The organism is Nitrobacter sp. 62-23, assembly GCF_001897285.1.
Taxonomy (GTDB): domain Bacteria; phylum Pseudomonadota; class Alphaproteobacteria; order Rhizobiales; family Xanthobacteraceae; genus Nitrobacter.
Genome location: NZ_MKSM01000117.1, coordinates 24,393 through 31,053 on the forward strand (window position 1 = coordinate 24,393; position 6,661 = coordinate 31,053).

General features: G+C 61.4%; 5 protein-coding genes. 3 read left to right on the plus strand and 2 right to left on the minus strand.

What is annotated here, in order from left to right; all coding sequences use genetic code 11:
* Positions 1 to 40: 40 nt before the first annotated feature.
* From mbfA to BGO16_RS13335, 3 genes are all read left to right on the plus strand, one after another.
* The gene (gene mbfA, locus BGO16_RS13325; RefSeq protein WP_056302027.1) at positions 41 to 1,009 is read left to right on the plus strand and encodes an iron exporter MbfA; all 969 of its coding nucleotides are present in this window, start codon (positions 41 to 43) and stop codon (positions 1,007 to 1,009) included.
* Between the two features lie 2 nt (positions 1,010 to 1,011).
* Entirely contained in the window at positions 1,012 to 1,542 is a 531-nt protein-coding gene (locus BGO16_RS13330) for a cytochrome b (RefSeq protein WP_056302028.1), read from the plus strand.
* A 133-nt stretch (positions 1,543 to 1,675) separates the two neighbouring features.
* Positions 1,676 to 2,625 (plus strand): IS630 family transposase gene (locus BGO16_RS13335; RefSeq protein ID WP_156464498.1). Its coding sequence is split into 2 segments (ribosomal slippage): positions 1,676 to 1,801 and positions 1,804 to 2,625, totalling 948 coding nucleotides; the frame shifts between segments, so codons are not numbered across the junction.
* 31 nt (positions 2,626 to 2,656) lie between these two features.
* Here BGO16_RS13335 and BGO16_RS13340 read toward each other — a convergent pair.
* Complete coding sequence (locus BGO16_RS13340) at positions 2,657 to 5,896, minus strand: CusA/CzcA family heavy metal efflux RND transporter (protein WP_056302030.1); 3,240 nt, start codon at positions 5,894 to 5,896, stop codon at positions 2,657 to 2,659.
* Positions 5,897 to 5,899: 3 nt separating this feature from the next.
* A partial coding sequence (locus BGO16_RS13345; RefSeq protein ID WP_292619207.1) for an efflux RND transporter periplasmic adaptor subunit occupies positions 5,900 to 6,661 on the minus strand: 762 nt, incomplete at its 5' end.

Consider the following 6,661-nt stretch of genomic DNA (forward strand, 5'->3'; position numbering starts at 1 on the left):
TGATTTAGAATTATTCTAAACTATGGCGTCGGGGCTTCCAATGAAGAATTTTGCGGACCTGACCGAAAGGGAGGTGCTTGCCGTCGCGATCTCGGGCGAAGAGGAGGACAGCCGAATCTACATGAGCTTTGCGGAGGATCTGATGAGCAGATATCCCGACTCCGCCAAGATTTTCGAGCGGATGGCCGAGGAAGAAAAGAATCATCGCCACATGCTTCTCGAATTGTACGAACAACGGTTCGGTCCCAATCTGCCGCCGATCCGCCGCGAAAACGTCAAGGGATTCCTGCGCCGCCGTCCGATCTGGCTGACCAAAAATCTCTCCCTAGATACTATCCGCAAAGAAGCCGAAACGATGGAGTTCGAGGCTGAGCGTTTTTATACGAAAGCCGCCGAACAGAGCCGCGACATTGGAGTCCGCAAGTTGCTTGGCGATCTTGCCGAGATGGAGAAAGATCACGAAAGCTTCGCTGCGAGACTGACTGGCAACCTCAGCCCTGACGTCCGCGAGGAGGAGGACAAAACCCGCAAGCGAATGTTCGTGCTGCAATACGTTCAACCGGGCCTCGCCGGATTGATGGACGGCTCGGTGTCGACGCTTGCACCGCTCTTCGCCGCGGCATTCGCGACCCATCAAAACTGGCAGACGTTTCTGGTCGGCCTCGCCGCATCGATCGGCGCCGGCATTAGCATGGGCTTTGCAGAAGCGCTGTCCGACGACGGATCGATGACCGGGCGCGGTTCGCCTTGGTTGCGCGGAGCCATCTGCGGCCTGATGACGACGTTGGGTGGCCTCGGCCACACCATGCCTTACCTTGTCCCCGATTCCTGGCCCAACGCGTTCTGGATTGCGACGACGATCGCCGGTGGCGTCGTCTTTCTTGAACTGTGGGCGATCGCCTACATTCGTACGCGGTACATGGACACGCCATTCCTGCAGGCGGTGTTCCAGATTGTGCTTGGAGGTGCGATCGTGCTGGCGGTCGGCATCCTGATCGGAGCGGCATAGTCATGCACCAGCAATTGCACTACGGAACCACGGCGAAAGTCTTTCATTGGCTCATTGTTGCGCTGCTGGTGGTGCAGTACCCGATCGGTTGGTTCATGCCGGACATTCACCGTGGCGCGCAGCCGGGCAGCGCCATGGTGTTTCACGTTTCCTTCGGGCTCACCATCCTCGCGTTGATCGTTCTTCGTTTCGGGTGGCGCATCACGCATCCGGTTGCGCCGGAAGTCTCGCTTCCTCCCTGGCAACGCCTGACATCCGAAGCTGTCCACTGGCTGCTTTATGCGCTTGTGTTGGCAACGACCATAACCGGCTGGCTGTTCGCCTCGTTTCGCGGATGGAGTCTGTCGTATTTCTTCCTGATCCGTTTGCCGATGCTGGCCTCCGAAAGCGCCTCCGGCGTTCGTGCGATCGACGGCTGGCATCAAATTATGGAATGGTCGTTACTCGTCGCAATCGGCGTTCACGTTGCGGCGGCAATGGCACACCTCTTAATCCATCGTGATCGTGTGATGCAGCGAATGCTGCCGTGGTGATTCCGGAGGCGCGCTCGCTATTCGTATCAATGGGAGACGCTAGAGCGTTTCACGAGTTTATTGAATCGGGAGGGATTCCGGTTTTGGCGCGAATATGATTCAAGATGCTGGCTGGACTGGAGGCCAGCATCCGATGGTCAGACCTCTTTCCATTGACTTGCGCCAGCGGGCGGTCGCTGCGGTATCGAAGGGTGAGAGTTGCCGGGCTGCGGCGGCGCGGTTTGGCGTTGCGGTGTCTTCGGTGGTGAAGTGGTCGCAGCGCGCTACCGGGCGACGGGTTCGGTCAGGCCCGGCAAGATGGGCGGTCACTGCAAGTCGGTGCTGGAGCCGCATGGCGGCTTCATCAAGGAGCGGATCAGGCAGACCTCACAGCTGACGCTGCACGCCCTGAAGGAAGAACTGGCGGGACGCGGAGTTCGCGTCTCGCATAATGCGGTGTGGCTGTTCATGCGCCGCGAAGGACTGCGATTCAAAAAAACGCTGTTCGCTCTTGAACAAGGCCGCTCCGATGTGGCCCGCCGGCGGCGGCGCTGGCTATCGTGGCAGGCCGGCCTCGATCCGCAGCGTCTGGTCTTTATCGACGAGACCTGGATCAAGTCCAACATGGCGCCGCTGCGCGGATGGGGCTTGAGGGGCGAGCGCGTGCGGGGCTTCGCACCATATGGCCGCTGGCGTACGATGACCTTCCTCGGCGCACTGCGCTGCGACGCCCTCACAGCTCCCTGCCTGTTTGACGGCCCGATCAACGGCGAGTGCTTCCGCGCCTATGTCGAACAACAGCTCGTGCCGTGTCTGAGGCCCGGCGATATCGTCATCATGGACAATCTCGGAAGCCACAAGCCGGCCGCGCTGCGCCGCCTGATCAAGGCCGCAGGTACCAGGCTATGGTATCTGCCGCCATACTCACCCGACCTCAACCCGATCGAGCAGGCCTTCGCCAAGATCAAGCACTGGATGCGCGCCGCCCAGAAACGCACCCTCGATGAAATCTGCCGAAATCTCGGCAGCCTCATCGCAACCATCCAGCCCGCAGAATGCGCCAACTACTTCGCAAACGCAGGATACGCTTCAATCAAAACGTGAAACGCTCTAGGTTCGCGCTTGCAATAGAGCTTTATTCGGCCGCCCGGTTCGGAACGAACGCGCGGCCGGGCTTCGTCTGGCTTTCGATAGATGCGAAGTAGGAATAAAGCGCGGGTAAGACCAGCAAGGTGAGCAGCGTCGCGCTCAACAGGCCACCGATCACCACGGTCGCCAGCGGCTTCTGCACTTCTGCTCCCGTCCCCGTCGCAAGCGCCATCGGCACGAAGCCGAGCGAGGCGACCAGCGCGGTCATGATGACCGGACGAAACCGCGTCAGAGCGCCTTGGCTGATGGCCACGCGGGTATCCACACCTTCCGAAACCAATCTTCGAATCTGGCTCAACATCACCAATCCATTCAGGACGGCGACTCCGGAGAGTGCGATGAAGCCGACCGCGGCCGAGATCGAGAACGGCATGCCCCGCAGCCACAGTGCGGCAATGCCGCCGGTAAGCGCGAGGGGCACCGCGCTGAAGACCAGAAGCGCGTCCCGCGCGGAACCAAGGGCACCGAACAGCAGCAGGAATATCAAGAGGAAACAGCCGGGGACCACGAACATCAGACGCTGCCGGGCGACGGAGAAATTCTCGAACTGCCCACCCCAGGAGAGCCAGGTCCCCGGTGCCAGCTTGACCTTCTCTCCGACGATCGCTTGCGCCTCGGCGACCAATGATCCGATATCCCGCCCACGCACTTCAGCCGTCGCGACGACGCGCCGCTTGCCGTTCTCACGACTGATCTGGTTTGCGCCCTCGGTTTGCTCGAATGTCGCCAGAGCGCGAAGGGGGACGGATGCCACCGCGGCATTTGCGGTCAGTCGCGGCAGTTGGACCGGCAGGTTTTCCAGCGCCGCGATATCGTTGCGCAATGCGTCGTTCAGCCTGACGATGATCTGGAAACGTCGATCACCCTCGAAGACCAGTCCGGCGACCCGACCGCCGATTGCGGCCTCGATCACGTCCTGAACCGCGAGCAAACTGAGTCCTCGTCGTGCGATTTCGGCCTTGTCGATCTTGATCTCGAGGAACGGAAGACCGGCAGTCTGCTCCATCTTCACATTCTGGGCGCCGTCAATGCGGCGCAGCGTATTGGCGATGCTACCGGCGGCCCGCTGCATCTGCTCGAAATCATCGCCGAACACCTTGACCGCCAGATCCTCGCGCACGCCGGCGATCAGCTCATTGAACCGCATTTCGATGGGCTGGGAAAAGCCGAGTTTGTTCCCCGGCAGTTTCGAGGCTTCCGCTTCGATCTGCTTGATGAGATCGTCCTTGGTCATCGATGGATCAGGCCACTCGGCCTGCGGCTTGACGATAATGTAGGTGTCGGACGCGTTCGGCGGCATCGGGTCTGCGGCGAGGTCCGGGGTTCCGGTACGGGAGAACACAAACGCCACCTGCGGAAACTTGCTGACGACACTCTCGATCTGGAGTTGCATGGCTTGCGATTGGGTTATCGACGTACTCGGGATACGCTTGACCTCCATCACGATGTTCTTCTCATCCAGCGTCGGCGTGAACTCCTGCCCCAGCCGGGTGAACAGCAAACCCGCCGCGATGAACAGAACCGAAGCAATCCCGATAGCCGGCAGCGGCGACGCGATCACCCGCGTCAACAGCGGCGCATAGCCCGCCTTCAGCTTGCGGATGATGGCGTTTTCCTGCTCGTTGACAGGCTTGGTGACGGTCAGTGCAACCATGGCCGGGACGAACGTCAGCGAGACGACGAAGGCCGCAACGAGCGCGATGATGACCGTCAGCGCCATCGGCTCGAACGTCTTGCCCTCGACGCCCGTGAACGTCAGCAGCGGCACGTAGACGAGAATGATGATAAGCTGGCCGTAGACTGTAGGCCGGATCATTTCGATGGCGGATTCCTTGACGGTCTGCAGCCGTTCGTCCAACGCCAGCACTCGCCCGAACTCGCGCTGGCGTTCGGCGAGGTGGCGCAGACTGTTTTCCGCGATGATCACGGCGCCGTCCACGATCAGTCCGAAATCCAGCGCGCCCAGGCTCATGAGATTGGCGCTGATCTTGCCCTGCAGCATGCCGGTTGCGGTCAGCATCATGGTGACCGGGATGACGCACGCGGTCACTACCGCGGCCCGCAGGTTGCCTAGCAGGAGGAAGAGTACGACGATGACGAGCAGAGCGCCTTCGGCCAGGTTGGTGGCGACAGTCTTGATCGTGGCATCGACCAATTGCGTCCGGTTGAGCACGGTGTGGGCATAGATGCCGGGCGGAAGCGCCCGGCTGATCTCCTTGATCTTCGCATCCGCCGCAGCCGCGACCGTGCGGCTGTTGCCTCCGATCAGCATGAGCGCCGTTCCAAGGACGACTTCGCGGCCGTTGACGCTGGCGCTGCCGGTCCGCAACTCCTTGCCGATCACGACGTCGGCGACATCCTTGACGCGCACCGGCACGCCGGCCCGCGTGGCCACGACGATTTGCAAGATGTCTTCTATGTTTTCGACGCGGCCACTGGCGCGGACCACGTAACCTTCACCATTTTGTTCGATGTAGTTGGCGCCGCGGCTGACATTATTGGCCTCGATGGCCTCGATGACCTGATTGAGAGATAGTCCAAAGCTGATCAGCCGTGCTGGGTCGGGTTGCACCTGGAACTGCTTGACGAAACCACCGATAGCATCGGCGCCAGCCACCCCGGGGACCGTCTTCATCTGCGGACGGATGATCCAGTCCTGCACGGTGCGCAGATACACCGTCCGCTGAAAATCATCGGTCAGGCGCTCACCTTCGGGCGTCAGGTATGTCCCGTCCGACTGCCAGCCGGGCTGCCCATCGCGCACCGGCGCAATAGCGCCTGGCTTGGCGTATTCGACCGCCCACCAGTAGATCTCGCCAAGTCCCGTCGAAATCGGCCCCAGCTTGATGTCCACGCTGGGCGGCAGATTGGCCTTGGCCTCGTTGATGCGCTCCGAGACCTGCTGGCGCGCAAAGTAGATATTGGTGCGATCGGTGAACACGGCCGTGATCTGGGCAAAACCGTTTCGCGAAAAGGACCGCGTCGATTCCAAGCCGGGCGTGCCAGCCAGCACCGTTTCCAGCGCCACGGTGACCTGCTTCTCGATTTCGACCGGCGTCAGCGCCGGAGCCACGGCATTGACCTGGACCTGGACATTGGTGACGTCCGGAACCGCATCGATCGGAAGCTTGGTCAGCGACCAGAAGCCCGACACGACTGCCGCCAGCGTGATCAGCAAGACGAGCCATCGGCGCCGGACCGAAAAATCGATGATGCGTTCGATCATCGCTCAGTCCTCGTCCCGAGGCTTCGACAACTCGGCCTTGAGCGGAAACGTGTTCGTCGCTGCGATGGCCTCGCCGGGCGTCAGGCCGGACACGATCTCGACGGTCTGATCCTCCCTCTCGCCCAGCACGACGTCGCGCTTCTCGAAACCGTCTTTGGTCCGGACGAATACGATCGGTTGGCCGTCCAGCTTCTGAATTGCGGTCGCCGGCACGACGAGGGGCACGGTCCGCTCGTTGAGGGCGATCGCCGCCGTGACGAACGAGCCCGGACGCCACATCCGGTCAGGATTCTGCATTTCGGCGACGACGCGCGCCGTGCGCGTATCCTTGTCGACCAGCGGACTCACGAAGACAATCTTGCCAGTGGCCGTCTCGGTGAGGCCTCGCGCGGAAATTTTGACCTGCTGGCCTTCCTTGATCAGAGGAAGGTCGGAAGAGGCAACAGACAATTCCACCCAGACACGGCTAAGGTCGACCACGACGAACAGTTCGGTCTCCAGACTGTCGCGGCCGACCGCCGTTCCCAACTCGACCTTGCGTTCGGCCACCCGCCCGGAGATCGGTGAGCGTACATCCTGGCGTCGAAGCGAAGCCTCCGGGGCTTTGGGCACCGCAGTGATTTCCTTTTCGCCTAGGCCCAGCGCGAGCAACTTCTGCCGCGCGATCTTCAAGCGCATTTCGGTCTGCGCCGCGGCGTTGCGCGACCGCAGGTATTGCTGCTCGGTGCCTACACGGCTGTCCCAGAGCGTCTTGTCGCGGGTGGA

What these genes read in the sequence shown, in the direction of transcription:
- mbfA (WP_056302027.1), top strand. Translation starts at nt 41, where the DNA reads ATGAAGAATTTTGCGGACCTGACCGAAAGGGAGGTGCTTGCCGTCGCG.
- BGO16_RS13330 (WP_056302028.1), top strand. Translation starts at nt 1,012, where the DNA reads ATGCACCAGCAATTGCACTACGGAACCACGGCGAAAGTCTTTCATTGG.
- BGO16_RS13340 (WP_056302030.1), bottom strand. Translation starts at nt 5,896, where the DNA reads ATGATCGAACGCATCATCGATTTTTCGGTCCGGCGCCGATGGCTCGTC.